This is a genomic window from Streptomyces sp. NPDC005955 (genome assembly GCF_042871255.1).
Lineage (GTDB): Bacteria > Actinomycetota > Actinomycetes > Streptomycetales > Streptomycetaceae > Streptomyces.
On sequence record NZ_JBIAIF010000007.1, the window covers coordinates 1 to 24,091 of the forward strand.

The window sequence follows — 24,091 nt, forward strand, 5'->3', positions numbered from 1 at the left end:
ACCCTGTGGGAGAGTAGGACGCCGCCGAACAAATTTTGAATGAGAAGGAGTGGTTCCCCGACCTTAGGGTCGGGGAACCACTCCTTTTTTGTTGCCCTCTTACCGAGGCGTACGGGAACCTCCGGTCGCGCGTCGCTGGCCGGGCCACAGGTCGTCGTAAGCGGCGTCCATGAACTGCACCTGCGGCCCGCGCAGTGCCGAGGCATCGGCCGTCTCGCCCCGGGCGACCTCAGCGAGGCGGGCCGCGAAGCGGAACGTGGCGCCCCGCAGGGGTTCACTCCTGGCCGCCAGGTCGATCTCCGCCTGCGCGAGCCACAAGTCGTCGACGAGCTGGTCGAGCACGGGGTCGGCCGCGGTCCTGGCCGCAGCAGGGCGCGTGAGCGCGGCCTTCTCCACCTGCGACGCGATGCTCAGGAACTTGAGGATCACGTTCTTCAGCTCCGCCCGGTGCGCAGCCGACTCCTGTACGTCGAGCTGCCGGGTGCTCGCCCGCGTCACCATGTACTGGCCGAACAGCGACCCGCCCGCGCCGAGCGCCACACCCGCCAGCGACAACAACGCCGGCCCTAAAGTTCCCCAAGATCCCATGACCGGAGTATCCCAACTCGTCGGCCGAGCGGGCCGTGCTCCCCACGGGCCGTCCACGCGGGGGGAGTTGCGGACGACCCTTAGGCTCGGAGGCATGCGCTACGAACTGGTGGTCTTCGACAACGACGGTGTCCTCGTGGACAGCGAACCGCTCGCCAACCGCATCCTCGCGGCCTACCTCACCGAACTGGGGCACCCGACCACGTACGAGGACTCGCTGCGGGACTACATGGGAGCCGCGGTGCACCGGGTGCACGACCTGGTCGAGGAGCGCACCGGACAGCGGCTGCCGGCGGACTTCGACCGCGAGATCCAGGCGCGGACGGCGGCCGGCTTCGTACGGGAGCTGAAACCCGTACCCGGGGTCGTCGACGTGCTGGAGCGGCTGGTGGCCGACGGCGTCCCCTACTGCCTCGCCTCCTCCGGCAGCCACGAGCGGATCGGCGTGGGCCACCGTACGACGGGGCTGGACCGGTGGTTCGGCCCGGAGCGGGTCTTCAGCGCGGAGGACGTGGGGCGGGGGAAGCCCGCGCCGGACCTGTTCCTGCACGCGGCCCGGCAGATGGGCGTGGCCCCCGAGCGCTGCGTGGTGATCGAGGACAGCCCGCTCGGGGTCCGGGCGGCGGTCTCGGCCGGCATGGACGTGTACGGGTTCACCGCGATGATGCCCGCCGAACGACTCGGCGACGTCACCGGGCTGTTCGGGGACATGCGGGAGTTGTACGCGCTGCTGGACTGAGCACCGGGGGCCGCCCCTGCGGTCGGCGTCGCGGCCGGACCGATACGGTGATCGGCATGAGCGGGCACGCACAGTTGATGTGGGACGAAGCGGTGACGGGCTACGACTTCGGACCGGATCACCCGATGAACCCGGTGCGACTGGATCTGACGCGCAGCCTGGTGCGGGCCTTCGCACTGGACCGGCGGATCGAGACGGTCGCCGCCGGGCGGGCCGGGGACTCCACGCTGCGGCTCGTGCACCGTCAGGACTACATCGACGCCGTGCGGGCGGTCTCCGCCGACCCGGGTTCCGCGGACGGCTCGTACGGCCTCGGCACCATGGACGATCCGGCGTTCGCGGGCATGCACGAGGTGTCCGCGCTGATCGCCGGACAGTCGGTGGGGGCGGCCGAGGCGGTGTGGCGGGGCGACGCGCTGCACGCGGTGAACTTCGCGGGCGGACTGCACCACGCCATGCCGGGCGCCGCCGCGGGGTTCTGCGTGTACAACGACGCGTCGTTGGCGATCGCCCGGCTGCTGGAGCTGGGCGCCGAGCGGGTCGCGTACGTGGACGTGGACGTGCACCACGGGGACGGCGTCCAGACCGCGTTCTGGGACGACCCCCGGGTGCTGACCGTCTCGCTGCACGAACACCCGCGGACGCTGTTCCCGGGCACCGGGTGGCCCCAGGAGACGGGCGGGGACGCGGCCCCGGGGTCGGCGGTGAACGTCGCGCTGCCCGCGGGGACCGGCGACGGGGGGTGGCTGCGGGCCTTCCACGCGGTGGTGCCCGAACTGCTCGCGGAGTTCCGTCCGCAGGTCCTCGTGACCCAGCACGGGGCCGACACGCACTTCGAGGACCCGCTGGCGCACCTCGCCGTCTCCCTGGACGCCCAACGGGCCGTACAGCTGGCCTGCCACGACCTGGCGCACGCCTACGCCGACGGGCGCTGGGTGGCCCTCGGGGGCGGCGGGTACGCGGTGGTCGAGGTGGTGCCGCGGTCGTGGACGCACCTGGTGGGGATCGCCGCGGGGGCGCCCGTGGAGCCGACCGCCGAGGTGCCGCAGGAGTGGCGGCAGGAGGTCTTCGCGAAGACCAGGACGCCGGGGCCGCGACGGATGACCGACGGTCGGTGGCCCGTCGGTTGGGCCGACTGGGACGCCGGGTACGACCCCGCCGACCGGCTCGACCAAGCCGTGCTCGCCGCGCGGCGGGCCGCGTTCCCGCTGCGCGGGCTGCTGGCCTGACCGCCCGGCCGTACCCGGTCCGGCGGTGCGGTCGGTCGGTTCGGCCGTTCGAGGGGGGCGGGGGCGTTCCGGGTACGCGACGGCCCCGGGTGACGGACCATGACGGAATGACGGGCGCGGGATGGCTACGGGGCTACGTGGTGGGGGCGGGGCTCGCCGGCGAGGTCAGCACCTCGCGGGAGGGGAGCCTGCGCAGGTACCGGCTCTTCGCCGAGCGGGACCCGCGGGCGCTGCTCGGTCTCGACCCGCTCGGCGAGTGGAACGCGGCGCAGGTGATGGCGCTGATGGCCGACCGGTGCGGGGTGTCGCGGGACCCGGGGTGCCGGACCGGGCGGGACGTGATCGACCCGCGGCGGACGGTCGCGGCGCTCGACGGGTTCGCGGAGCGGATCGCGGTGGCGGTCGGGCGGCGCGAGGCCGTTCTGTTGGGCACCGGACACCCGGACCGGCTGTTGGAGTTCTACGCCAGTTTGGCCGGTGCCCTGTCGGCGGCTGGATGTGAAGTCCTCACCCCCGGTGCCGGTGACTCTGTCGACATAACGACCCGGTTCGGCCTACGCGGGCATCGTCTCGACTACGTACGGGGCGTTGCACTGGTTCGGGAACGCGATGCCCCGTGCGCCGGGCGTGAGACCGGCGCGCACACCCATTCCCCGCTGCCCGTGAGGGTGGCGCTGGCGGCCTGTGCGGCGTCCGGAGGGCCGCTGCCCGGGTTGGTCGTCGGGGACCACGGTTGGGTCTGCGGGGCAGGTCAGCTGGGGTTCGACGCGATCGGCCTGGGGGATTCCGACGATCCCGCGCTGTTCGTGGGGGAGGCGGAGGGGAAGGTATCCGTGGCGGTGCCGCTCGATGACGCTGCGCGCTCTGTTTACTACCGGCCGCTCACTCGCTATGTACTCAAACGGGCGTGTCTGTCACAGTAGGCCGCCGATCGCTGCTCCTCTTCCCCACTCGCATCACCCGCCCCTAGTCTGGGGAGTGAGCGCACAGCGACGAGGAGTCACCGGAGGGGAAGCCGGTGCCCGTCATGTGTGGAAGGTTCAGGTGTGTCATGGCTGCTGCCGATCGGCCTCTGAGCGAGGTCCAGTTCTTGACCGTGGCGGAAGTCGCCTCGGTGATGCGAGTGTCCAAGATGACCGTGTACCGGTTGGTGCACAGCGGTCATCTGCCCGCGATCAGGGTGGGGAGGTCCTTCCGAGTTCCGGAGAACGCCGTTCACGAGTACCTGCGCGACTCCTATGTGGGGGTGGACACCGCCTGATCGTCACCCTCGATTACAGACTGGGAGCTCGGGCGGGGTAGGCTAGCCCCTCGTAGGTCGTGTGGGCCCCAATGCAGCCCCGCACCGAGTGATTGTCCCTGCTGAGCAGGGGTTGTCCCAGAAGTGAGCGAGGGTTGACGTGGGCTCTGTAATCAAGAAGCGGCGCAAGCGGATGGCGAAGAAGAAGCACCGCAAGCTGCTGAAGCGCACTCGCGTGCAGCGTCGCAACAAGAAGTAGTTCCCCTTCACGGAGGAGCGGTCGGCCCAGGTCGTCCGGTGGTCCGGGAGCACTGCTCCCGGGGTGTCGGTGGCGGTCGTCGGCGGGCCCCCTCCGGGAACTGCTTCGTGTCGCGCCGCGACGGCGCTCTGTGGCCCTCCCACTTCGGTGGGAGGGCCACAGTCGTTCCGTGCGGTGTCCGCTTTCCGTCGTCCCGGGGCAGGACGGAGCTCCGCCTCCGGTGGCGACCCGCTAACGTGGCGGCCAGGGACCGGTCGGGTCACGACCGGGCACGGCGGGCCGCACGCGGCACGGTGGTGCGGCGGAGGCGGGGAAGGCAGGCGCGGAACGTGGGCGAGGTCGTGCTCGTGACCGGGGCGGCCCGGCAGTTGGGCGGTGCGTTCGTCCGACGCGTCCTGGGGGACCCGGAGGTCGAGCGGGTGGTGGCGGTGGACGCCGTGGAACCGGCGAGCCCGCTGGAGGGCGCCGTGTTCGTGCGCGCCGACATCCGGCGGCCGGCGATCGGGCGGGTCCTCGCCGAGCACGCCGTGGACACGGTGGTCCACCTGGACGTCACCGGCACCCCGCCGGGCGGTGGCGGTCGGGCCGCGCTCAAGGAGACCAACGTCATCGGGACGATGCAGCTCCTCGGGGCGTGCCAGAAGTCGCCGACGGTGCGGCGGCTGGTCGTGAAGTCGTCGACGAACGTGTACGGCTCGGCGCCGCGCGATCCGGCGGTGTTCGACGAGACGACGCCCCCCAAGTCCCTGCCGAGCGGCGGGTTCGCCAAGGACGCCGTCGAGGTCGAGGGGTACGTACGGGGTTTCGCACGGCGTCGCCCGGACGTCGCGGTGTGCGTGCTGCGGTTCGCCAACATCCTGGGGCCGCGGCTGGACACCCCGCTCACCGGGTACTTCTCGCTGCCGGTGCTGCCGACGGTGTTCGGGTACGACCCGCGGCTCCAGTTCGTGCACGAGGACGACGTGGTCGAGGTGCTGCGGATCGCCGCGGGCGACCCGGTGCCGGGGACGCTGAACAGCGGGACGTTCAACGTGGCCGGTGACGGGGTGCTGCTGTTGTCGCAGTGCGCGCGCCGGCTCGGGCGGCCCACGGTGCCGACGCTGCTGCCGGCGGTGACGTGGGCGGGGTCGGCGCTGCGGGCGCTGAACCTGTCGGACTTCTCGCCGGAGCAGGTGCGGCTGCTGACGCACGGGCGGGTCGTGGCGACGCGCCAACTGCACGAGACCCTCGGCTACCGTCCCCGGTACACGACCGCGGAGACCTTCGCGGACTTCGTGCGCAGCCGGGGGCCCGGACTGCTGCCGCCCGCGGCCTTGGCCCGGGTGGTCGACCGGGTCGCGCGACGTACGGTGCCCGATCCGGTGAGCGGCATCCGGACCTGACGCAGCGCGCCCACGCCCACGGCCGTGGCGGGGGTGCCGATGGAGGAGTGCAGCACGATATGGCGGACGCCAAGGTCATCCCGTTCGACGACGACCGGTCGCGCACCGGTGCGCAGCGCGCGGCCCGGCGCCGGGCCCCCGCCGCGCGGCGCCCCGGCCCGCCGGAGGAGCCCGCGGAGGTGACGGCGCTGCCCGGTGCGGAGCCCGGTCCGCGCGGTGACGAAGGGGAGGGCGCCGGGGCGCAGGAGCGGCGGCCGGGTGGTTGGGAGGAGCGGATCAGCGGCGGGTTGGCGTTCCTGCGGCGACGGTTGACCGGTGAGTACGAGGTCGACGACTTCGGGTTCGACGCGGAGTTGACCGATCAGGTGCTGATGTCGCTGCTGCGGCCGGTGTACGAGAAGTACTTCCGGGTCGAGGTGCGCGGTGTCGAGAACATCCCGGACGAGGGGGGTGCGCTGATCGTCGCGAACCACTCGGGGACGTTGCCGTTGGACGGGTTGATGATGCAGGTGGCCGTCCACGACCACCATCCGCGGGGGCGGCACCTGCGGCTGTTGGCGGCGGACCTGGTGTTCATGCTGCCGGTGGTCAACGAGTTGGCGCGGAAGGCCGGGCACACCTTGGCGTGTGCTCAGGACGCGGAAGCGCTGTTGCGTCGCGACGAGTTGGTCGGGGTGATGCCGGAGGGGTTCAAGGGCATCGGCAAGCCGTTCGGGGAGCGGTACAAGCTCCAGCGGTTCGGGCGGGGCGGGTTCGTGTCGACGGCGTTGCGGGCGGGGAAGCCGATCGTGCCGTGCTCGATCGTCGGGGCGGAGGAGATCTACCCGATGTTGGGGAACGCGAAGACGCTGGCGCGGTTGCTGGGGGTGCCGTACTTCCCGCTGACGCCGACGTTCCCGTGGCTGGGTCCGCTGGGCGCGTTGCCGTTGCCGACGAAGTGGACGATCCAGTTCGGGGAGCCGATCCCGACGGACGGGTATCCGCCGGAGGCGGCGGAGGACCCGATGTTGATGTTCGATCTGACCGATCAGGTGCGGGAGCAGATCCAGCACACGCTGTACAAGCTGTTGGTGCAGCGGCGGTCGGTGTTCTTCTAGGCGGTCGGTGTTCCGGTGGGTGGGGGCGTGTCCCGAGGGTGCCCCCACCCACCCCCGTGGCTTACGGGCGGGTGTCCTTGGCGTCGATGCCGAGGTCCGGGAGGAGACCGGGGAGGAGCGGCGGGAGGGTGACGTCCGGCTCGGGGTCCGCGGAGGGCTTGTCGGACGCGGTCGGGTTGCCGGGGTCGCGGCCTTGGGGCGGGTCGAGCAGTCCGCCGGTGCCGCCGCCGATGAGGGCGCCGTCCTTGCCGTCCGCACCGCTCTTGCCGTCCTTGCCGGGGCTCGACGCGGAGGGTGCGGGGCGGTCGCCGGTGCCGCCGGTGCCGCGTTCCCGGGTGTCGCCGCTCTCGCCGCCGCTGGGGCGGGCGGGTGCGGTGCGTTCGGCGCCGCCGGGGGGCGGGCCGGTCGGGGTGCGGTCGGCGGTGGGGCCTTGGCCGCCCGGGGTGCCGCTGGGTGCGGGGGGTCGGGGCAGCAGGGAGCGCAGGGGTTCGACCTCCTGTTCCAGGGCGTCGAAGACGGAGCTGACCTGTTCGCTGACGTCGCCGAGTTGGACGGGGAGGGTTTCGCGGAGGGTGCTCCAGCTGTCGCGGTGGGAGCGCGAGAAGGCGGAGAGCGCCTGGATGGGTCCGAGCGAGCCGTCGCGTTCGTAGGCGGCGAGCAGGAGGCGGTGGCCCTCGGCGGCGTCGTGCCGCATGCCGTTCAGGGTGCGGCGGACCTCGGTGACGGACTCGTGGTCGAGGTGGCCGCCGCGTCCGCGGTCCATGAGCCTGCGGGCTTCGTGGAGCCGGGTGGACGCTTGGTCGAGGTAGAGCTCGCCGCGGTCGGTGTCGCTGTCGGCGAGGCCCCGCTTGACGTCCTCCATGCCCCGTTTGAGGCCGTAGAGGGTGTCACCGGGCAGGGCGTCGCCGCTCGCTGCGGCCACGCCCCCCAGGGCGCCCGCAGCAACGCTGATGGTGAGGCCGCCGGCGGCGAGGCCCTTGCTCAGCCGGGTGCGGGGGCGCAGTTTTCGCAGCGGTCCGGCCCGGTGGGCGCCCTTCGTCCCCTTGCGGGTCCGCTGCTCGGGCACCGAAGGGTCCGTGGCCCCACCGCCTGCGCCCTCCCTCAGCATGGCCTCCATGGCGGCCACGAGCTGGGCGCGCTGGACGACCTTGACCTCGGGGTCCAGGGTGGCTCTGGGGACGGCGGTGAGGCCGTTCGCCAGGGTGAGCATGCGGGCGGCTTCGGTCCGCTGGTCGTTCGCCCGGGCGGACCGCTCGGGCCGCCCGGATTCGCCGGACTGGCCGGTCTGGCCGGGTGGCTCGGACTGCGGCTCGTACGGCGGCTCGGACTGCTCGGCCGCCTGGCCGGGCGTACCCGGGCCCGAATCCTCCAGGGCCTGGGCGAAGGCGTTCGCCCGCCGGTGCGCCGATACGTTCGCGATCACTGGCGGCACCTCCTCTCGTCATGACGGTCGACTCCCCAGGGGGTCCTGAGGGTTCCAATCCCCGAGGGCTTCCACCCGTTCGAGGGAGCGGAGATGGTCGGGGTTGACCACGGGGAGCCTGTATCCCGGACAACGAGTGGCGCGGCACTTCGGTTACGGACGCGCGACGACCGGACGTGCCGGCCAAATGTCGCTTACGCATGGTGAGTTGATCGTCGCGTACCGTGTCGGGATCGGTTTCCCGGATCAGGTGGGGCCGGTGGGGCGGCCGGGGCGGTGCGTACGGGGGCGTTCTCCGTGGAGGTCCTCCGCGGAGGTGACCCCCGGTTCAGCGGGCGTCGTCCGGGAGGAGTCGGGCGAGGGTGCGGACCGCCCGGTACTGGAGGGTCTTGATCGCGCCCTCGTTCTTGCCCATGACCCGGGCGGTCTCGGCGACCGACAGTCCCTGGAGGAACCGGAGGGTCACGCACTCCTGCTGCTGGGGGTTGAGGCGGCGGACTGCTTCGAGCAGCGCCGCGTTGGACAGGGCCTCCAGGACGGAGTCCTCGGGGCTGCGCTCGACCTCGTTGGCGTCGAGCATCTCCCCGGTGGTCACTTCGAGGCGGAAGCGGCTGCTCTTGAAGTGGTCGGCGACGAGGTTGCGGGCGATGGTGACCAGCCAGGCGCCGAAGTCGCGGCCCTGCCAGGTGAACGTGCCGATCCGGCGCAGGGCGCGCAGGAAGGTCTCGCTGGTGAGGTCCTCGGCGGTGGCCTTGCTGCCGACGCGGTAGTAGATGTAGCGGTAGACGGTGTCGCTGTACTGGTCGTACAGCCGGCCGAAGGCCTCGGCCTCGCCGGACTGGGCGCGTTCGACCAGCTCCATCATGCGGGCGCTGTCGCTGTCCGCCGCCGGGCGGCGGACGGTGGTCGTGGTGCCGCCGCGACCCCGGCGGGTGACGGCGGTCGGGCTGCCGTCGGCCAGGGCGTAGCAGCGGCCGGTCGGGCCGGGGGCCCGGGGCGGACGGACGGAGGGACGGGGGCAGTCGGTCGGACGACGGACGGATGGCGCGGGTGGTGCGGGGACTGCGTATGCGGGGACGGCGTACGCGGTGGGGACGAAGCCGCGCAGGTGGTCGAGGACCGTTGCGCGCAGCGTAGCCAGGCCCGAGGCGTCAACCCCGACGTGTGGGTACACGGGACTCCCAGAGGCAGAGCTTGCATCACGTGCTGTGCGGGACCGTTCACCCGTCGTGGCGACGTGTGGGTACCGGTTGCGTCTGAGGAGAATAACGCTTCGTACAGGCGGTGCTACACCCAGTTGCTCAAATCATCGAATACGGCGGTTCTGGTTTCGCTTCGTGTCCGATTAACTAGCTGAGAGTGAGCAATTGTTGATCGAGATGGATCGCTTTGAGGGTGAGAGCCGGGTGTGTTGTGGCGGATTCTGTCGGTGGGCCGTCCTCGTGCACCTGCCGGGCGGGCCCGTGGCAGGGGTGGCGGTACGGGCGATCCCACCGACACGGGCCACGGGCCGCAGGCGGCGGGCGGCGCGGGGTCGGGTCAGCGGCGCGTCTTGCGGTGCAGGGCGATCGCCGCTGCGGTGCCGCCCGCCACGGCGCCCACGCCGGCCGCCGCGGGGATGCCGACCTTCGCCGCCTTGCGGCCCGTGCGGTAGTCGCGCAGCCGCCATTCGCGGGCCCGGGCGTGCTTGCGGAGCTTGCTGTCCGGGTTGATCGCGTAGGGGTGGCCGACCAGGGACAGCATGGGGATGTCGTTGTGCGAGTCGCTGTACGCGGCGCACCGGCCCAGGTCGAGGCCCTCGGCGCCGGCGAGCGCGCGCACCGCTTCGGCCTTGGCCGGGCCGTGCAGGGGTTCGCCGACGAGCTTGCCGGTGTAGACCCCGCCGACGGACTCGGCGACCGTGCCGAGCGCACCGGTCAGGCCCAGCCGGCGGGCGATCACCGTGGCGATCTCGACCGGGGCGGCGGTGACGAGCCACACCTTCTGGCCGGCGTCCAGGTGGGCCTGGGCGAGGGCGCGGGTGCCCGGCCAGATGCGGTCGGCCATGTACTCGTCGTAGATCTCCTCGCCGATCGACATCAGCTCGGCGACCCGGTGGCCCTTGACGATGGACAGTGCGGAGTCGCGGGCGTCCTGCATGTGCTCGGGGTCCTCGACGCCGGCGAGCCGGAACCACGTCTGCTGCCAGGCGAACCGGGTCAGTTCGCGGGTGTCGAAGAACTTCCGCTTGTACAGTCCGCGGCCGAAGTGGAAGAGGGCGGCGCCCTGCATCACGGTGTTGTCGAGGTCGAAGAAGGCGGCGGCGCGCTGGTCGCCCACGACGGGGAACTCCGCCTCGGGGGCCGTCCCGGCGGTCTCCTCGGAGGGCGCGTCCGGGGTGGGTTCGAGGTCGGTCGAGGACTTGCGGGCGGCCTCCGCCGACGCCTCGCCTGCCAGCACGCTCCGTGCCGTGGCGGAGCGCCTACGGGGGGTGAGCCATCGAAGAGCGGCCATGCCGTGAGCATAGCCAGTTTGTTCGGAGGCGCCCCGCCCGCCCGGGGGCGGGGCGGTGAACCGCGGGTGGCCGGGGCGTTCGGCGCCGCGGGTGGTGGGGGTGGGGTTCGGCGCCGCGTTCCCGGTGCCGCCGTCGGTTCCGGTTCGGTGCGGGGCGGCGGACCGGCTCCGCCCGCGGGTGGCCCGCATGCGGGTGGCCCGGGCGGGGGTCGGGTGTCGGGGCGCGGGGTGAGAATGGCCCCTATGAGTCCGCTCTTTCGACGTACCCAGAAGAAGCCGCCCGCCGAGCGTGTCGTGACGCTGATCGGCAAGCCCGGGTGCCATCTGTGCGAGGACGCGCAGGCCGTGATCGAGAAGGTGTGCGGGGAGCTGGGGGCCACCTGGGAGTCGAAGGACATCACCCAGGACGAGGAGCTGCACCGTTTGTACGCGGAGCAGATCCCGGTGGTGCTCGTGGACGGTGCGCAGCACGACTTCTGGCGGGTCCGCGAGGACCGGTTGCGCCGAGCGCTGACGGGCTGACGGGCTGATCGGCTGGCCGGAGGGCGGGACTGCGGGGCTGCGGGGGTGCTGTGCGCGTTCCGGTCGGGCGGGTCCGGTGTCGAGGTGCCGGCGGGGGCGGGTGCGTCCGGTGTGATGTGGGGTGCTCGGGGCGGGTGTGGAGGGTGATTCCCGTGGGGCGGGCGGGGGTTGGCCGGAAACGGGTGTCCGTCACGGGGCGATTCGGGACCGAGTGGGCACTTTAGGGCTAAAGGACGGGTTACGATCGTGGCTGTTCGGATGCCGCTTGGCTTCGGTTCGACTTCGGGGGGCGGGGTTGTGTTGAGGAGTGTGTTCCGCTTTGCCCCCTTCAGGTGAGCGTTCTGGGTGTCCGTGCGTCGGTTCCCGGAACGTGCGTCGAGAGTGCGTGACCCCGGTCACGTTGGCCGGGCAAATCGGACACCATCTTTGTGCACGCGTTCACAAAGACATAGCCTTCTGTCGACGGGGCGGTCCCGGCACACTCGGCCGCCCACAGCCCCGCTCTACCCGCAGGAGCACCGTGGCAACTGGCCGAACACACCGACCGGCGACCCGTAGCCGAGGGATTCCCGAGGCCACCGTCGCCCGGCTTCCGCTGTACCTCCGTGCCCTCAACGGGCTGTCCGAGCGCTCGGTTCCCACGGTTTCCTCGGAGGAGTTGGCGGCGGCGGCGGGCGTCAACTCCGCCAAGCTCCGCAAGGACTTCTCGTACCTCGGCTCCTACGGCACCCGCGGGGTCGGCTACGACGTCGAGTACCTCGTCTACCAGATCTCCCGCGAGCTGGGGCTGACCCAGGACTGGCCCGTGGTCATCGTCGGCATCGGCAACCTCGGCGCCGCGCTCGCCAACTACGGCGGGTTCGCCTCCCGCGGGTTCCGGGTCGCCGCGCTCATCGACGCCGATCCGGCGATGGCGGGCAAGCCGGTCGCCGGCATCCCCGTCCAGCACACCGATGAGCTGGAGAAGATCATCGATGAGAACGGGGTCTCCATCGGGGTCATCGCCACGCCCGCCGGGGCCGCGCAGCAGGTGTGCGAGCGCCTCGTCGCCGCCGGGGTGACGTCCATCCTCAACTTCGCGCCGACCGTCCTGAGCGTTCCGGACGGCGTCGACGTGCGCAAGGTCGACCTCTCCATCGAACTCCAGATCCTCGCCTTCCACGAGCAGCGCAAGGCCGGGGAGGAACTGACCGAAGCGGCCGAGGCGGCCGACGCCGCCGAGGAGCCCGCCAAGGGCACCGACGCGGTGGCCGAGGGCGCCCGCGCCCCGCGCAAGGGACCCGACGGGGACGTACCCGCCGTGATGCCGGCATGAGTCTCCTCGTCGTCGGGCTGAGTCACCGCACCGCGCCCGTGAGCGTGCTGGAGCGCGCCACGCTGTCCCGGCAGCGCCAGGGCGAGCTGCTGCACGACGCCCTGGCCACCGAACCCACGGCCGAGGCCGCCGTCCTCGCCACCTGCAACCGCATCGAGCTGTACGCGGACGTCGACAAGTTCCACGCGGGCGTCGCCGAGCTGTCCACCCTGCTCGCCCGGCACAGCGGCGTCGGGCTGGACGAGCTGACCCCCCACCTGTACGTCCACTACGAGGACCGGGCCGTTCACCACCTGTTCTCGGTGGCCTGCGGACTCGACTCGATGGTCGTCGGGGAGGGGCAGATCCTCGCGCAGATCAAGGACGCCCTCGCCGTCTCCCAGGACCTGCACACCGCCGGGCGGCTGCTCAACGACCTCTTCCAGCAGTCGCTGCGGGTCGGCAAGCGCGCCCACTCCGAGACCGGGATCGACCGGGCCGGGCAGTCGCTCGTCACCTTCGGGCTCCAGCAGTTCGCCGACACCGACCCGGTGGCGGGGGACGCCGCCGCGTCGCTCACCGCCTGGGCGCAGGGCAAGCGGGCCCTGGTCATCGGGGCCGGTTCGATGTCCTCGCTGGCCGCCGCGACCCTGGCGCGCGCGGGCGTCGCCGAGGTCGTCGTCGCCAACCGGACCCTGGACCGCGCCGAGCGCCTGGTGGCGATCCTCGGCGAACCCGGAGGCACGGGCGTGTCCGCCCGGGCCGTCCCGATGGACAAGGTGGCCGCGGAGCTGACACGTGCAGACGTCGTGGTGTCCTGCACCGGGGCGGCCGGGCTGGTGCTGACGGCACAGGACGTGGCCGACGCCATCGCCGGGCGCGCCGTCGAGGACGCCGTGTCCGGAGCGCCCGCCACCTCGCCGGTGCTGCTCGACCTGGCGATGCCCCGGGACGTCGACGCGGCGGTGCACGACCTCGAAGGGGTCCGGCTCGTCGACATCGAGTCGCTGGCCGAGGCGTCCGCGGACGCTCCGATGGCCGCCGACGTCGACCAGGTCCGCACGATCGTCTCCGCCGAGGTCGAGACCTTCGGCGCCGCCCAGCGGGCCGCGCACATCACCCCCACCGTGGTCGCGCTGCGCACCATGGCCGCCGACGTCGTCGCCGGGGAGATCGCCCGCCTGGAAGGGCGGCTGCCCGATCTCGCCGACAAGGAACGCGCGGAGATCACCCAGACCGTCAAGCGCGTGGTCGACAAGCTGTTGCACGCGCCGACCGTACGGATCAAGCAGCTCGCCGCCGAACCCGGTGGCGCGGGGTACGCGGACGCGCTGCGCACCCTGTTCGACCTGGACCCGGAGGCCGTCGCCTCCGTTTCGCGCGCCGAGCGGCCCCGGTGGAACGACACCGACCCGCGCGGTGAGTCGGGAATCGAGGTGTCGGGCGCGGCCCACCTCGCCCGGCTCGCCGAAGTACCCGGCCGCACGGGCGCCCCCCAGGGCATCGCTGGCGTACCCCTGGACGTCACCGGTGTCCCCCCGAACGTCACGAACGGCAGGAACCGAGGACGCGCATGACTGAGAAGGCACTGAGGCTGGGGACCAGGCGCAGCAAGCTCGCCACCGCCCAGTCCGGACTCGTGGCCCGGGCCGTCCGGGAGTTGACCGGCCGGGACGTCGAACTGGTCGAGATCACCACGTACGGCGACACCTCGCGCGAGCACCTGGCGCAGATCGGTGGCACCGGCGTGTTCGTGGCGACGCTGCGCGAGGCGCTGTTGCGCGGCGAGGTGGACTTCGCGGTGCACTCGCTGAAGGACCTGCCGACGGCTCCCGCCGAGGGGCTCGTGCTGGCGGCCGTGCCGGAGCGCGAGGACCCGCGGGACGTGTTGGTGGCCCGCGACGGGCTCACCTTCCCCGAGCTGCCGAGCGGGGCGCGGATCGGTACCGGTTCGCCGCGTCGGATGGCGCAGCTCAACGCGTACGCCCGGGATCACGGGATGACCGTCGAGACGGTCGCGATCCGCGGGAACGTGGACACGCGCATCGGATACGTACGGGACGGGGAGCTCGACGCCGTCGTGCTCGCCGCCGCCGGACTGCACCGGATCGGCCGGATCGGTGAGGTCACCGACTTCCTGTCCGTCGACACGGTGCTGCCCGCCCCCGGCCAGGGGGCCCTGGCGATCGAGTGTGCCGCGCAGGACGCGTCGCTCGTCGCCGTGCTCGCGGAACTGGACGACCCGTTGACGCGGGCCGCCGTGACCGCCGAGCGTTCCCTGCTCGCCGCCCTGGAGGCCGGTTGCAGTGCCCCTGTCGGGGCGCTGGCCGACCTGTTGGCCGACGGGCAGATTGTCAAGGAGATGCGCCTGCGCGGTGTCGTCGGTACGACCGACGGCTCGACGCTGGTGCAGCTGTCCACCACCGGTCCCGTGCCCTCCACGCAGGAGCAGGCCATGGCGCTCGGTCGCGAACTCGCGACCGAGATGCTGGCCAAGGGCGCGGCCGGTCTGATGGGGGAGCGAGCACTTTGAGCCCCACCGCCTCGAACCATTTCGCCGTTCCCGCACACGGGCACGTCACCTTCCTGGGTGCCGGACCGGGTGATCCGGGGCTGCTGACCCTGCGCGCCGTGGAGGCGCTCGCGGGTGCGGACGTACTGATCGCCGAGCCCGATGTGCTCGACGTGGTCCGGGCGCACGCCAGGGTGGGTGTCACCGTCCTGGACGCGGCCTCGCCCCGGTCGCCCTCGGGCGCACCGGACCAGGCTGCTGACGGGGCGTCAACTGCCGTCGGTGGTCCCGTGTTGAGGGACACGGCCAATCTTGTCATGGAGGCCGCCCGGGGCGGCAAGCGGGTCGTGCGCGCGGTGTCGGGTGACCCCGGCCTCGACACGTACGCGGCCGGCGAGATGCTGGTCTGCGCGTCCGGCGGGGTGCCCTTCGAAGTGGTGCCCGGGATCGCCGCCGCCGTCGGGGTGCCCGCGTACGCGGGGGTGCCGTTGCGTGACGAGCAGGGCACCGACGTGCGGTTCGTGGACGCGCGGACCGCGTCCGAGCGCTGTTGGTCCGAGGTCGGGGCGTCGGACGGGACCCTGGTGGTCTCGGCGACGTTGGAGACGGTGGCCGCGGCGGCGGGCGAACTCGTCGCGGCGGGCCGCAAGCCGGACACCCCGTTGACGGTGACCGTGGGCGGGACGACGACCCGCCAGCGGACCTGGTCGGCGACGCTCGGGACGATCGCGCAGGCCCTGAAGCAGGCGAAGGTGCTGCCCGCGCCGGACGGGGGCCGCCCGGTGATAGCCGTGGTCGGCGAGTGTTCGGCCGCGGCCCAGCGGGACCGTCTGTCGTGGTTCGAGTCCAAGCCGCTGTTCGGCTGGCGGGTGCTGGTGCCGCGGACCAAGGAGCAGGCGGCGTCGCTCTCCGACCAGTTGCGTTCCTACGGTGCGGTGCCGCACGAGGTGCCCACCATCGCGGTGGAGCCGCCGCGGACCCCGCAGCAGATGGAGCGGGCCGTCAAGGGCCTGGTCACCGGCCGCTACGAGTGGATCGCGTTCACCTCCGTCAACGCGGTGAAGGCGGTCCGGGAGAAGTTCGAGGAGTACGGGCTCGACGCGCGGGCGTTCGCGGGGATCAAGGTCGCCGCGGTCGGCGAGCAGACCGCCGCCGCGCTGGTCGCGTTCGGCGTCAAGCCGGACCTGGTGCCGAGCGGCGAGCAGTCGGCCGCCGGTCTGCTGGAGGACTGGCCGCCGTACGACCCGGTGTTCGACCCGATCGACCGGGTGTTCCTGCCGCGGGCCGACATCGCCACCGAGACGCTGGTGGCCGGGCTGATCGAGCTCGGTTGGGAGGTGGACGACGTCACGGCCTACCGGACCGTGCGGGCGTCGCCGCCGCCGGCGGACACCCGGGAGGCGATCAAGGGCGGCGGCTTCGACGCGGTGCTGTTCACCTCGTCCTCGACGGTGCGGAACCTGGTCGGCATCGCCGGGAAGCCGCACAACGTCACCGTCATCGCTTGCATCGGCCCCGCCACCGCGAAGACGGCGGAGGAGCACGGCTTGCGGGTGGACGTGATGGCTCCGGAGCCGTCCGTGCACAAGTTGGCCGCCGCGCTGGCCGACTTCGGTGCGGCCCGGCGGGACGCCGCGGTGGAGGCGGGCGAACACGTGACCCGGCCCAGCGAGCGGCGGCCCGGGGCGCGGCGCAGGCGCGCCACCCCGTAGGTTGGAGTGCAGTGCGGACGCCCCGTGGCGGGGGTCCGCCCGAACCGCCAGGGGCGGGCCCGGCCCGCCCCCAGCGGCGGTCGCCGGGCCCGTCGGCCGTGGCGGGGGCGGGCCGCGTTCGACCGGGGCCGATCCGGGACCCGGGGCACACGCCCCGGGCCGTGACGGTACGGAGCTGGTGTTGTCGTGAGTGAGTACGGTTCTTTCCCCGGGGTGCGTCCCCGGCGGCTGCGGTCGACCGCGGTGATGCGCCGGATGGTCGCCGAGACCCGGTTGGACCCCGCGGACCTGGTGCTGCCCGCGTTCGTGCGGGAGGGCGTCAACGAGCCGGTGGCGATCCGGTCGATGCCCGGGGTGTACCAGCACACCCTGGACAGCCTGCGCAAGGCCGCGGTGGACGCGGTGGGGGCCGGGGTGTCCGGGATCATGCTGTTCGGGGTGCCCGAGGAGGGCAAGAAGGACGCGCTGGGGACCCCGGGGACCGACCCGGACGGCATCCTCCAGGTGGCGCTGCGCGCCGTGCGCTCCGAAGTCGGGGACGACCTGCTGGTGATGTCGGACCTGTGTCTGGACGAGGTCACCGACCACGGTCACTGCGGGGTGCTCGACGCGCAGGGCCGGGTCGACAACGACGCGACGTTGGAGCGCTACGCCGAGATGGCGCAGGTGCAGGCGGACGCGGGGGCCCATGTGGTGGGGCCCAGCGGGATGATGGACGGTCAGGTCGGGGTGGTGCGCGACGCGCTCGACCAGATCGACCGGGACGACGTGGCGGTCCTCGCGTACACGGCGAAGTACGCGTCCGCGTTCTACGGTCCGTTCCGGGAGGCGGTCGGTTCCTCGCTGACCGGTGACCGCAAGACGTACCAGCAGGACCCGGCGAACGTCCGTGAGTCGATGCGGGAGTTGGCGCTGGACCTGGCGGAGGGCGCGGACCTGGTGATGGTCAAGCCGGCGGGTCCGTACCTGGACGTGTTGGCGCGGGTCGCGGGCGCGGTGGACGTGCCGGTGGCCGCGTACCAGATCTCCGGTGAGTACGCGATGATCGAGGCGGCGGCGGAGAAGGGGTGGATCGACCGGGAGCGGGCGATCCTGGAGTCGCTGCTCGGCATCAAGCGGGCCGGCGCGAGCGTGATCCTCACGTACTGGGCCACGGAGGTGGCGCGGGGGTTGCGGGGCTGAGGTCGCGCGGGGCGCTGACCGGGTCGGGCCCGGCGACACCACGGTGTCGCCGGGCCCGACCCGTGTGGGGGGATCAGGCGTGGACGTCGATGGCGAGGGAGCAGACGTCGTGGGCGTCGGTCCCGTAGCAGAGGTAGAACTTCCCCTTGCTGCCCTCGATCAGGTCCCCGCTCGCCCGGGTGTTGCTGGGGGCGGGCTTCCCCTTGGTCGTGGCGGTGCGCTCGATCACGTAGTTCGTCCGGTGAGGCAGCCGGTGATGTGCTGGCCGTCCGTCCTGAGGTCCGTCACGTCGATGGTGTCCCCTGGGTGCCCGTCGATCGGATCGACGATCCAGGTTCCCTGTGCGGCGACGGCGCCGTTCACCTTGGCGGTGATGGTCGGTCCGTACCGGCTGTTCCCGTATTCGAACCGATCGTCATGGTGGCGGTGGCTGCCGGTGCGCCGGCCGCGAGAAGGAGAGTGGACCACTAGGCGGCTCTGTTTCGCCATGCATTGAGTTGCTGTTGACGTATTCGCGCCCGCCCTCTGGGAATTCGTTTGTCGTTGGGGGAGTTACTTTCGGACGAGTTCCGCGAGGCGGGACAGTCCGTCGGCTGCGTGGCCTTCTTCGACGGAGCGCTTGAGGAGTGCGGCCAGGGGTTCGAAGAGCTCGGTGCTGATGCCCTGGGCGCGGTAGAGGTCCATGAGGTTGTCGAAGGCGGGTGCCTGCATGCCGAGGCTGGCGACGTCGGTGAGGTGGTCACCGGAGTCGAGGGCCTGGGAGTAGTCGGCGACGAGGCCCTGGGTCATCGCGATGACCCAGCTCTCCAGCAGGGGGCCGAACTCGGCCGCGGGGACGTCCGCCGAGCGCATCACGGCGAACGCCTGGCTGATGCCCGTGATCATGCCGTACATGCCGGTGAGCAGGGACATGTCGTACAGGGCGGCGAATCCGGGGTCGGTGCCGGTCCAGCGGGTGCCGCCGAGCGCGGCCAGGGTGGCGCGGTGCGTCTCGTAGGCCTGCTCGTCGCCGCTGTAGAGGACGTATCCGGCGGGCGTGGCGATCATCTGGGGGACGGCCATGATGCCGCCGTCGAGGTAGGCGGCGCCCTGTGCCCCGACCCAGGCGGCGAGGGTGCGGGCCTGGTCGGGGGTGCCGTTGGTGAGGTTGGCGAGGACGCGGCCGGCGAGGGAGTCGGCGATCGGCTCCAGGAGTTCGCTGACGTTGTCGTAGGTGGTGAGGCACAGGATGGTCAGGTCGCTGGCTGCTATCGCCGCGGCCGGGGAATCCGCGGGAATCGCCCCCTGGGCGGCGAGTATTCCGACCTTCGCCTGACTTCGGTTCCACACCGTCACTTGATGGCCCGCTTTGAGGAGGGCGGCGGCGAGGGCCGAGCCCATCAAGCCAAGTCCGATAACGGAAACGCGGGCGGGAGCGGAAGCGGGGGTGGCGGTGAACTCGGACATCGTGGAATTCCTCTGAAAGCGCGTCGACTTGTGGTTGGCTAAATTCTCTTCCAGGGAGTGGGAGCCCACAAGTACTGACTTCTTCGTCAGATACCCACCGAATGGTCAGTGTCGAGGTCCGCGAACCCGTCGGGTTCTTCGGCGGCCGGGAGCGTCACCGTGATCGTCAGGCCGCCGCCCTCGCGGGGTCGGGCGGTGACCCCGCCGTCGTGCGCGTGGGCGATCGACCGGACGATGGACAGCCCGAGCCCCGCGCCCTTCGCGCTGACGAGTCGTTCGGCGCCCCGGCGGCGGAACGGTTCGAACAGGGTCGGGACCTCGTACGCGGGGATCACGGGGCCCGTGTTGCTGACGGTCACCTGGACGTTGCCGGGTTCGGCGGCGTCGGGGCCGGTGGTGATCTCCAGCCGCCCGCCGGGCCCGTGGTTGTGGCGCACCGCGTTCTCCACCAGGTTGTGCACCAGGCGTTCCAGGAGCAGCGCGTCCCCCGTGGTGAGGGCTTCTTGGGTGGTGTGCTCGACGGTGACCTCCGCCGCGGCGGCCTCCGCGGCGCTCTGGGCGACGACGTGTTCCACCACGTCCGCGAGGTCCACGGGGGCCCGTTCGGTGATCGCGTTCTCGGAGGACGCGAGCATCAGCAGTCCGTTGATGAGCCGTTCGTGCCGGACGTTGATCGCCAACAGGTTCTCGCCCAGCTGCTGGACGTCCTCGGAGGCGTCCCGTCGGTGCATCGCCACCTCGACCAGGGCCCGGCCCAGGGTCAGGGGGGTGCGCAGTTCGTGGGAGGCGTTCGCGACGAAGCGGCGCTGTCCGTCGAAGGACCGGTCGAGGCGTTCCACCATGGTGTCGAAGGTGTCCGCCAGGTCCTTCACCTCGTCGTCGGGGCCGTGCAGCGCGATGCGTTCGTGCAGGCCCCGGTCGGCGGCGGGCGCCACGGCGATCCGCCGGGCGGTGTCGGTGACCCGGCGCAGCGGGGTCAGCACCCGGCCCGTGACGAGCCAGCCGAGGCCGGCCGCCGCCCCGCCGACCACGACCAGGGCGATGCTGCTCTGGGTGAGCAGGGCCGTTCCGGCGGCCGACCGCAGCCGCTTGCGTTCGTCGGAGAGGAACTCCGCGGCGGCCTCCTGGCCCTGGAGGACCGCCCCGTTCTTCATCAGGTAGACCCGGGTGCGGGCGGTGCGGTCCGGCACCGGCCCGTCGGGACCGGTGACGGAGCCGCTGACCGTGACGGAGCTCGGGTCGGGCATCAGCTTGGGCCCGGTCTCCTCGGCCCGCTGGTCGAACAGGACGTAGGTGACGGTCAGCAGGACCAGTCCGGCGACCAGGAACAGTCCGCCGTACAGGAGGGTGAGGCGGGCCCGCAGGGTCAGTCTGCGCGGGGCCAGTCGGCGGGGCAGCAGCCGCAGGGCGCGGCGGGTGCGGTCGGGGCGGGTGCTGCGCGGGCTGCGGCGGTCGCGGGTGGCGGTCACGGGATGCGGTACCCGACGCCGGTGACCGTTTCGACGGCCTGGGGCGCGTCGAGTTTGCGGCGGAGCTTCAGGATGGTCAGTCGCACCACCCCGGAGAACGGATCGGCGTGTTCGTCCCATGCCTTCTCCAACAGGGTCTCCGCCGATACGGGTGCTCCGTCGGCGCGCAGCAGCTCCGCCAGGACGGCGAACTCCTTGGGGGACAGCGGTACGTACCGTCCGTCGCGGTACACCTCGCGGCGGGCGGGGTCCAGGGTGATGCCGGAGCGGCGCAGCACGGGGGGTGCGGCGGGGCGGGAGCGGCGGCCCAGCGAGTGGACGCGGGCGGCTAGTTCCGGGAACGCGAACGGCTTCGTCAGATAGTCGTCCGCGCCCAGGGACAGCCCGGCCACCCGGTCGGCGACCTGGGCCGCCGCCGTCAGCATCAGCACGCGGGCGGCGGCGCCCCAGCCGACCAGCTCGCGGCACACCTCGTCGCCGTGGACGGCCGGGATGTCCCGGTCGAGGACGACCACGTCGTAGGCGTGGACCGTCAGCCGCTCCAGGGCCGCCGCTCCGTCGTACGCGATGTCGACCGCGTGGGTCTCCCCGCGCAGCCATTCCGCGATGGCGTCCGCGAGCAGGGGTTCGTCCTCCACCACGAGTACCCGCATGCCGTGTCCTCCGCCGTTCCTCGCCGTCCGTGGTCCGCCCGGGGTGTCGTCCGCGGCGGGGTGGGGCGGGCCGGTGCGGGCCCGCTGTCAGGACATCGTCCCGGCTGCCGTGTTTCTTCCCCGTTAACCATCAACCGGCCTGTATCTGCGGCGGGTTGACGGAAACACCGGAGAAACAGTCGATGGCGTTCCCTCGGTGCCACGGGGCGGCCCGCCGGGGCGACGTGCTGACGGCGGGCCCGCCCCGTGGACCAGACGACCAGAGGAGACGACACGATGCGATCCAGGACGCGGGGCGCGCTGGCTGCGGTGCCCGTGGCCCTCGCCCTGCTGCTCACCGGATGCGGGAGCGGCGGCAGCGGCGACAAGGTTGCTTCGGCGGACGGCGGGAAGTCGAAGGGGCCCGGCGCCGCCGAGAGCCTGAGCCCGGAGCAGCGGGCCCTGAAGTTGACCGAGTGCCTGCGCAAGAACGGCCTCGACGTCGAGGACCCGAGGCCCGACGGCGGAGTGCTGATCGGCGGGGGCAGCAACAAGAAGACGGACCGGGCGAAGGCCGACAAGGCGATGGCCGCGTGCCGCAAGTGGGCTCCGCAGGGCCTGGCGAAGAACGGCGACCCCAAGGCGATGAACGGGATGCGCGACTACGCCAAGTGCATGCGCGAGAACGGGGTGGACGAGTTCCCCGACCCGGAGAAGGGGTCGATGCGGTTGGACCGGAGCATCGCCGAGGACCCTGACTTCGAGGCGGCCGACAAGGAGTGCAAGTCCAAGCTGGGCAAGGGCGGCGGACTGACGCGTCAGGGCAAGGGCTGATGGCGGGGGACGGGCGGCCGGTGGCCGATCGACCCGCCGCGACCGGACCGACCGCTGCCGAGCCGACGGCGACCGACCCGACCGCGACCGAACGGACCGCTGCCGCTGCCGCTCCCGTGGAGGGGGCCGCCCCGGAGCAGGTGCGGGAGGACCCGGAGAACGCCCCGGCGGCCGGGTCCGCCGGGCCCCGGGCGGCCCGCCGCAAGCGGCGGACCCGCCGCGGCGGGCTGTTCGCCGGGATCGCGGTGCTGGTCGCGGGCGGGGCCGTGGCGGCGGCCACCCTCGGGCTGGGCGGGGCGGACGCGGAGACCCGTGACGACTCCGCACTGCCGCCGAAGACCGCCGAGGTGGACCGACGGGACCTGAAGGACGCGCAGAGCGAGGACGGTTCGTTGGGCTTCGGCGCCTCCCGGACGGCCACCGCGCGGGTCGGCGGCACGTTGACCGACGTGCCGAAGGCCGGTGCGACCGTCAAACGGGGCGGGGCGCTGTACGAGGTGGACGGCGCGCCGGTGACGTTGCTGTACGGGGCGAAGCCCGCCTACCGGGCGTTGCGTTCGGGCGTGGAGGGCGAGGACGTGCGGCAGTTGGAGCGCAACCTCGTGGCGCTCGGGTACGGCGGCGGGTTCACCGTCGACGACGAGTTCAGCGACAAGACCGCCGCGGCCGTCGAGGAGTGGCAGGAGGACCTGGGGGTGAAGGAGACCGGCACCGTGGACCTGGGGCGGGTCGTGTTCGCCTCCGGTCAGGTCCGGGTGGACAGCGTCGAGTCGGAGGAGGGCGCCGCGCTCACCCCCGGCGGGAAGGTCCTCAGCTACACCGGCATCGACAAGGCGGTCACCGTCGAACTCGACCCGTCGGACCAGGAGTTGGCGAAGGAGGGCACCAAGGTCGACGTGGTGCTGCCGGACGACACCGTCGCCAAGGGCGTGGTGAACGAGGTCAGTACGGTCATCACTCCCGGTACCGACGGCGAGGACGCCCAGACCACCGTCGAGGTCGTCATCGGCCTGACCGACGCCAAGGGCCGCAAGGCCGCCGACCGCTACGTGCTGGCCGCGGTCGACGTGGAGTTCTCCTCCGGCACCCGCAAGGACGTGCTCACCGTCCCGGTCGCCGCGCTGCTGGCCCTCTCCGAGGGCGGTTTCGGCGTCGAGGTCGTGGAGGGCGGCACCTCCCGCTACGTGGCGGTGGAACCGGGACTGTTCGCCGACGGCCGGGTCGAGATCACCGGCGAGGGCCTCACCGAGGGCACGAAGGTGGGGATCCCGGAGTGATCGAGCTGGATCGGGTGACCCGGACCTACCCCGGCGGGGTGCGCGCGCTGGACGGGGTGTCCCTGTACGTCGCCCCGGGGGAACTCGTCGCCATCGTCGGCCCGTCGGGCTCCGGGAAGTCGACCATGCTGAACCTGCTGGGCACCCTGGACCGGCCCACCTCCGGGCACGTCCACATCGACGGCTACGCGGTCGGGGAGCTGAACGACGCGCAGTTGTCGGCGCTGCGGGCGTCCCGGATCGGGTTCGTGTTCCAGAGCTTCCACCTGGCGGCCGGGACCACCGCCCTGGACAACGTCGCCGACGGGTTGCTGTACACCGGTCTGCGGTCCGGGCAGCGGCGCCGCCGGGCCGCGGAGGTGCTGGAGCGGGTCGGCCTCGGCCACCGGCTCGACCACGAGCCCCAGGAGCTGTCCGGGGGCGAGCGGCAGCGGGTCGCGATCGCGCGGGCCGTCGCCGGGGAGCCCGCGCTGCTGCTCGCCGACGAGCCGACGGGTGCCCTCGACTCCCAGTCGGGCGCCGGGGTGATGGACCTGTTGTGGGAGCTGAACGCCGCCGGGACCACCGTCGTGGTGATCACGCACGAGCGGGAGATCGCCGAGTCGCTGCCCCGGCAGGTGCGGATGCGGGACGGCCGGATGGTCGCGGACGAGGTCCGTGCCGTCGCGCCGGGCCGGGACGGGGCGCTGCTGTGAGCGCGGGTTCCGCGACGAGGGCCGCCGCGGGCAACGGCACCGGGCGGCGTGCCCGGCGCCCGGACG

General features: G+C 72.5%; 25 protein-coding genes. 16 read left to right on the forward strand and 9 right to left on the reverse strand.

Features of this window, described 5'->3' with window-relative positions; all coding sequences use genetic code 11:
* Positions 1-99: 99 nt before the first annotated feature.
* Complete coding sequence (locus ACFYOU_RS18380) at positions 100-588, reverse strand: hypothetical protein (RefSeq protein ID WP_391306838.1); 489 nt, start codon at positions 586-588, stop codon at positions 100-102.
* A gap of 94 nt (positions 589-682) precedes the next feature.
* Here ACFYOU_RS18380 and ACFYOU_RS18385 point away from each other — a divergent pair, with 94 nt between their 5' ends.
* The 7 genes from ACFYOU_RS18385 to ACFYOU_RS18415 all read left to right on the forward strand — a co-directional run bounded on the left by ACFYOU_RS18385 (position 683) and on the right by ACFYOU_RS18415 (position 6,534).
* Complete coding sequence (locus ACFYOU_RS18385) at positions 683-1,327, forward strand: HAD family hydrolase (protein ID WP_385494889.1); 645 nt, start codon at positions 683-685, stop codon at positions 1,325-1,327.
* A gap of 56 nt (positions 1,328-1,383) precedes the next feature.
* Positions 1,384-2,556 (forward strand): acetoin utilization protein AcuC, encoded by a 1,173-nt coding sequence (locus ACFYOU_RS18390; protein WP_391306840.1) that lies wholly within the window; start codon positions 1,384-1,386, stop codon positions 2,554-2,556.
* A gap of 107 nt (positions 2,557-2,663) precedes the next feature.
* A complete protein-coding gene (locus tag ACFYOU_RS18395) occupies positions 2,664-3,479 on the forward strand; it encodes a phosphatase (protein ID WP_389768691.1) in 816 nt (271 codons plus the stop codon).
* A gap of 128 nt (positions 3,480-3,607) precedes the next feature.
* The gene (locus tag ACFYOU_RS18400; RefSeq protein ID WP_351249121.1) at positions 3,608-3,817 is read left to right on the forward strand and encodes a helix-turn-helix domain-containing protein; all 210 of its coding nucleotides are present in this window, start codon (positions 3,608-3,610) and stop codon (positions 3,815-3,817) included.
* A gap of 139 nt (positions 3,818-3,956) precedes the next feature.
* Complete coding sequence (locus ACFYOU_RS18405) at positions 3,957-4,055, forward strand: 30S ribosomal protein bS22 (protein WP_003948845.1); 99 nt, start codon at positions 3,957-3,959, stop codon at positions 4,053-4,055.
* 329 nt (positions 4,056-4,384) lie between these two features.
* Positions 4,385-5,437 carry an NAD-dependent epimerase/dehydratase family protein gene (locus tag ACFYOU_RS18410; protein ID WP_385494892.1) on the forward strand — a complete coding sequence of 351 codons (1,053 nt, stop codon included), beginning with the start codon at positions 4,385-4,387 and terminating at the stop codon, positions 5,435-5,437.
* A 59-nt stretch (positions 5,438-5,496) separates the two neighbouring features.
* The gene (locus ACFYOU_RS18415) at positions 5,497-6,534 is read left to right on the forward strand and encodes a 1-acyl-sn-glycerol-3-phosphate acyltransferase (protein ID WP_391306843.1); all 1,038 of its coding nucleotides are present in this window, start codon (positions 5,497-5,499) and stop codon (positions 6,532-6,534) included.
* A 61-nt stretch (positions 6,535-6,595) separates the two neighbouring features.
* Here the strand turns inward: ACFYOU_RS18415 and ACFYOU_RS18420 are convergent, their stop codons facing one another.
* The 3 genes from ACFYOU_RS18420 to ACFYOU_RS18430 form a co-directional block, all read right to left on the reverse strand.
* Positions 6,596-7,957: a DUF5667 domain-containing protein gene (locus ACFYOU_RS18420; RefSeq protein WP_391306844.1), complete on the reverse strand. Its 1,362-nt coding sequence runs from the start codon at positions 7,955-7,957 to the stop codon at positions 6,596-6,598.
* 328 nt (positions 7,958-8,285) lie between these two features.
* Positions 8,286-9,131, reverse strand: coding sequence for an ECF subfamily RNA polymerase sigma factor, BldN family (locus ACFYOU_RS18425; RefSeq protein ID WP_389768681.1), 846 nt, complete (start codon positions 9,129-9,131; stop codon positions 8,286-8,288).
* 365 nt (positions 9,132-9,496) lie between these two features.
* Entirely contained in the window at positions 9,497-10,450 is a 954-nt protein-coding gene (locus ACFYOU_RS18430; protein WP_391306846.1) for an HAD-IB family hydrolase, read from the reverse strand.
* A gap of 234 nt (positions 10,451-10,684) precedes the next feature.
* Between ACFYOU_RS18430 and ACFYOU_RS18435 the strand changes: the two genes are divergently transcribed.
* The 6 genes from ACFYOU_RS18435 (at position 10,685) to hemB (ending at position 17,672) form a co-directional block, all read left to right on the forward strand.
* Positions 10,685-10,972, forward strand: coding sequence for a glutaredoxin family protein (locus ACFYOU_RS18435; RefSeq protein WP_389768676.1), 288 nt, complete (start codon positions 10,685-10,687; stop codon positions 10,970-10,972).
* A gap of 520 nt (positions 10,973-11,492) precedes the next feature.
* Complete coding sequence (locus ACFYOU_RS18440; protein WP_389768674.1) at positions 11,493-12,287, forward strand: redox-sensing transcriptional repressor Rex; 795 nt, start codon at positions 11,493-11,495, stop codon at positions 12,285-12,287.
* Positions 12,284-13,843 (forward strand): glutamyl-tRNA reductase, encoded by a 1,560-nt coding sequence (locus ACFYOU_RS18445; protein ID WP_391306848.1) that lies wholly within the window; start codon positions 12,284-12,286, stop codon positions 13,841-13,843. The genes ACFYOU_RS18440 and ACFYOU_RS18445 overlap by 4 nt, the downstream gene beginning before the upstream one ends.
* Positions 13,840-14,799, forward strand: coding sequence for a hydroxymethylbilane synthase (gene hemC, locus ACFYOU_RS18450; protein WP_389768669.1), 960 nt, complete (start codon positions 13,840-13,842; stop codon positions 14,797-14,799). The genes ACFYOU_RS18445 and hemC overlap by 4 nt, the downstream gene beginning before the upstream one ends.
* Positions 14,796-16,490, forward strand: a complete 1,695-nt coding sequence (locus ACFYOU_RS18455) for a uroporphyrinogen-III synthase (protein WP_389768667.1) — start codon at positions 14,796-14,798, stop codon at positions 16,488-16,490. Before hemC ends, ACFYOU_RS18455 begins: the two co-directional genes overlap by 4 nt.
* Before the next feature lie 186 nt (positions 16,491-16,676).
* Complete coding sequence (gene hemB, locus ACFYOU_RS18460) at positions 16,677-17,672, forward strand: porphobilinogen synthase (RefSeq protein ID WP_389768665.1); 996 nt, start codon at positions 16,677-16,679, stop codon at positions 17,670-17,672.
* Positions 17,673-17,745: 73 nt separating this feature from the next.
* On the opposite strand, the gene ACFYOU_RS18465 is transcribed toward hemB, so the two are convergent.
* The 5 genes from ACFYOU_RS18465 to ACFYOU_RS18485 all read right to left on the reverse strand — a co-directional run bounded on the left by ACFYOU_RS18465 (position 17,746) and on the right by ACFYOU_RS18485 (position 21,240).
* Complete coding sequence (locus ACFYOU_RS18465; protein WP_391306851.1) at positions 17,746-17,901, reverse strand: hypothetical protein; 156 nt, start codon at positions 17,899-17,901, stop codon at positions 17,746-17,748.
* Positions 17,898-18,161 carry a hypothetical protein gene (locus tag ACFYOU_RS18470; RefSeq protein ID WP_391306853.1) on the reverse strand — a complete coding sequence of 88 codons (264 nt, stop codon included), beginning with the start codon at positions 18,159-18,161 and terminating at the stop codon, positions 17,898-17,900. The genes ACFYOU_RS18465 and ACFYOU_RS18470 overlap by 4 nt, the downstream gene beginning before the upstream one ends.
* A gap of 63 nt (positions 18,162-18,224) precedes the next feature.
* Positions 18,225-19,118 carry an NAD(P)-binding domain-containing protein gene (locus ACFYOU_RS18475; RefSeq protein ID WP_391306855.1) on the reverse strand — a complete coding sequence of 298 codons (894 nt, stop codon included), beginning with the start codon at positions 19,116-19,118 and terminating at the stop codon, positions 18,225-18,227.
* An 86-nt stretch (positions 19,119-19,204) separates the two neighbouring features.
* Complete coding sequence (locus tag ACFYOU_RS18480; protein WP_391306857.1) at positions 19,205-20,587, reverse strand: ATP-binding protein; 1,383 nt, start codon at positions 20,585-20,587, stop codon at positions 19,205-19,207.
* Positions 20,584-21,240, reverse strand: coding sequence for a response regulator transcription factor (locus tag ACFYOU_RS18485; RefSeq protein ID WP_389768655.1), 657 nt, complete (start codon positions 21,238-21,240; stop codon positions 20,584-20,586). Before ACFYOU_RS18485 ends, ACFYOU_RS18480 begins: the two co-directional genes overlap by 4 nt.
* A 276-nt stretch (positions 21,241-21,516) precedes the next feature.
* Here ACFYOU_RS18485 and ACFYOU_RS18490 point away from each other — a divergent pair, with 276 nt between their 5' ends.
* Genes ACFYOU_RS18490 through ACFYOU_RS18500 form a run of 3 tightly spaced genes read left to right on the forward strand, consistent with a single transcriptional unit; the run spans position 21,517 to position 24,025 of the window.
* Entirely contained in the window at positions 21,517-22,053 is a 537-nt protein-coding gene (locus ACFYOU_RS18490) for a hypothetical protein (RefSeq protein WP_391306858.1), read from the forward strand.
* A 20-nt stretch (positions 22,054-22,073) separates the two neighbouring features.
* Positions 22,074-23,330: a peptidoglycan-binding protein gene (locus tag ACFYOU_RS18495; protein ID WP_391306860.1), complete on the forward strand. Its 1,257-nt coding sequence runs from the start codon at positions 22,074-22,076 to the stop codon at positions 23,328-23,330.
* Positions 23,327-24,025, forward strand: a complete 699-nt coding sequence (locus ACFYOU_RS18500) for an ABC transporter ATP-binding protein (protein WP_385494913.1) — start codon at positions 23,327-23,329, stop codon at positions 24,023-24,025. Before ACFYOU_RS18495 ends, ACFYOU_RS18500 begins: the two co-directional genes overlap by 4 nt.
* The last annotated feature ends 66 nt before the right edge of the window (positions 24,026-24,091 follow it).

Excerpts from the sequence above, each read along its gene's own strand:
- ACFYOU_RS18475 (WP_391306855.1), bottom strand. The coding sequence starts at position 19,118 with ATGTCCGAGTTCACCGCCACCCCCGCTTCCGCTCCCGCCCGCGTTTCC.
- ACFYOU_RS18395 (WP_389768691.1), top strand. The coding sequence starts at position 2,664 with ATGACGGGCGCGGGATGGCTACGGGGCTACGTGGTGGGGGCGGGGCTC.
- ACFYOU_RS18415 (WP_391306843.1), top strand. The coding sequence starts at position 5,497 with ATGGCGGACGCCAAGGTCATCCCGTTCGACGACGACCGGTCGCGCACC.
- ACFYOU_RS18470 (WP_391306853.1), bottom strand. The coding sequence starts at position 18,161 with ATGGCGAAACAGAGCCGCCTAGTGGTCCACTCTCCTTCTCGCGGCCGG.
- ACFYOU_RS18430 (WP_391306846.1), bottom strand. The coding sequence starts at position 10,450 with ATGGCCGCTCTTCGATGGCTCACCCCCCGTAGGCGCTCCGCCACGGCA.
- ACFYOU_RS18435 (WP_389768676.1), top strand. The coding sequence starts at position 10,685 with ATGGCCCCTATGAGTCCGCTCTTTCGACGTACCCAGAAGAAGCCGCCC.
- ACFYOU_RS18445 (WP_391306848.1), top strand. The coding sequence starts at position 12,284 with ATGAGTCTCCTCGTCGTCGGGCTGAGTCACCGCACCGCGCCCGTGAGC.
- ACFYOU_RS18490 (WP_391306858.1), top strand. The coding sequence starts at position 21,517 with ATGCGATCCAGGACGCGGGGCGCGCTGGCTGCGGTGCCCGTGGCCCTC.
- ACFYOU_RS18390 (WP_391306840.1), top strand. The coding sequence starts at position 1,384 with ATGAGCGGGCACGCACAGTTGATGTGGGACGAAGCGGTGACGGGCTAC.
- ACFYOU_RS18485 (WP_389768655.1), bottom strand. The coding sequence starts at position 21,240 with ATGCGGGTACTCGTGGTGGAGGACGAACCCCTGCTCGCGGACGCCATC.
- ACFYOU_RS18380 (WP_391306838.1), bottom strand. The coding sequence starts at position 588 with ATGGGATCTTGGGGAACTTTAGGGCCGGCGTTGTTGTCGCTGGCGGGT.
- hemC (WP_389768669.1), top strand. The coding sequence starts at position 13,840 with ATGACTGAGAAGGCACTGAGGCTGGGGACCAGGCGCAGCAAGCTCGCC.
- ACFYOU_RS18385 (WP_385494889.1), top strand. The coding sequence starts at position 683 with ATGCGCTACGAACTGGTGGTCTTCGACAACGACGGTGTCCTCGTGGAC.
- ACFYOU_RS18400 (WP_351249121.1), top strand. The coding sequence starts at position 3,608 with ATGGCTGCTGCCGATCGGCCTCTGAGCGAGGTCCAGTTCTTGACCGTG.